The following is a 1,481-nucleotide window of genomic DNA, read 5'->3' as shown; positions in this document are numbered from 1 at the left end:
TTCTTGCCATCGATCGTGTCGTACTCGCTGAACGACGTGAAGGGGACCAGGCAACGGTGCTCGGTCCCGAGCCACCGCTTCCAATGCGCGCTGCCGACGTTTCGGATGTTGGTGGTGCCACTGTCCGGCTCCATCCGAAGCAATTCCTTGAAATCGACCGGCTTACCCTTGGCCGCGAGCCTCTCGGCTCGCTTTTTGGTGGCGTCGAGGAGCGCCTGCTGGGAGGACGGCATGCCCCATCGAGCCATGACGATCTCACGACCGTCGGGCGCGTTGCGAACGATCGGCGCTGGGTAGTCCGGAAAGATGCCGGGCATTGAAGGCAGGTTGCCAACGCGGCTGTTGAGTGCGCTGAACAGGCGACGGATCGCGTCAACGTTCTTGGTCATGGAATAGAGATTGCAGATGTGGACGGCCCCCCACTTGTCAGGATGGTAGCAGACTTTTGACCTGATCGCTTGCTATCAGATGTCCGGCCTGTTTGCGCGGACAAAGCCCGCTGGCCGAGATGGTGTTCGCTACGCACGTTCCAAGCACATAGGCGACATTGATGATGCCAGTGTAATCTACGGAAGCTCGCGCGTATCGACCGATCGGTCCTTCCATCTACCGCGTCCTGCAAGTTCGTGGGCTATCCGCCGAGCAACCTCGCTCGCGGCGCCAATTTCAGATCAGATAGGCATGGCGGCTACCGGCCGGTTGTACACGCCGCCCGATATCATCAAGCGCCAAGCGATGCGGGCGAACTTGTTCGCCAAGGCGACCGCGACCAACTTCGGCGGCTTTCGTTCGAGCAGCGAGGCGAGCCAGGGTGTGGGCTTATGACGACCCTTTCGGATATGCCTCAGCAGCGCGGTCGCACCGACGATCAACGTCGATCGGAGCACTGAATCTCCGGCCTTTGTGATACCGCCATGTCTTTGCCGGCCGCCAGTTGAATGATCCTTGGGCGTCAGTCCGAGCCAAGCCGCAAAGTCGCGGCCTGATCTGAACGTCTCTGGCGGCGGCGCCTTCATGCTTAGCATGGACGACCCAATCGGACCGACGCCGGGAATCGTCGCAATCCGCCTGCTGACATCATCCTCGCGATGCCACTTCATCAGCTTGGCCTCGATCTTCGCCAGGCGAGCTTCGACCGCGGCATACTCGTCCGCCTGAAGGCGGAAGAGATCCCGTGCCATTTCCGGCAGGCTATTGTCTTCGAGCACCCGTTTGATGAGTGCCGTGACGTTCTGCCGACCGGCGGGGCCGACGATGCCAAACTCAGCTGCATAGCTCCTGAAAGCATTGGAGAGCTGCGACTTCACGCTGACTAGGCGTTCCCTCACGGTCATCAACATGCAGGCCGCTTGCCGTTCCTTCGACTTCACAGGTACAAACCGCATGCTCGGGCGGGTGACCGCCTCACACAACGCCTCGGCGTCAGCCGCGTCGTTCTTGCCGCGCTTCACGTAAGCCTTCACATATTGAGGTGGGATTAG

General features: G+C 60.6%; 1 protein-coding gene and 1 pseudogene. Both read right to left on the bottom strand.

Features of this window, described 5'->3' with window-relative positions:
- Positions 1 to 407: pseudogene (locus tag JQ628_RS34305) on the bottom strand (SOS response-associated peptidase); the annotation flags it as partial.
- A 264-nt stretch (positions 408 to 671) separates the two neighbouring features.
- The coding region (locus JQ628_RS34300; protein WP_212231037.1) for an IS110 family transposase at positions 672 to 1,481 on the bottom strand (810 nt) is incomplete at its 5' end.

This window comes from Bradyrhizobium lablabi (genome assembly GCF_018129385.1).
GTDB classification, from domain to species: domain Bacteria; phylum Pseudomonadota; class Alphaproteobacteria; order Rhizobiales; family Xanthobacteraceae; genus Bradyrhizobium; species Bradyrhizobium lablabi_C.
The sequence above is the reverse complement of the archived record's forward strand: the minus strand, read 5'-3'. Positions and strand labels throughout refer to the sequence as shown.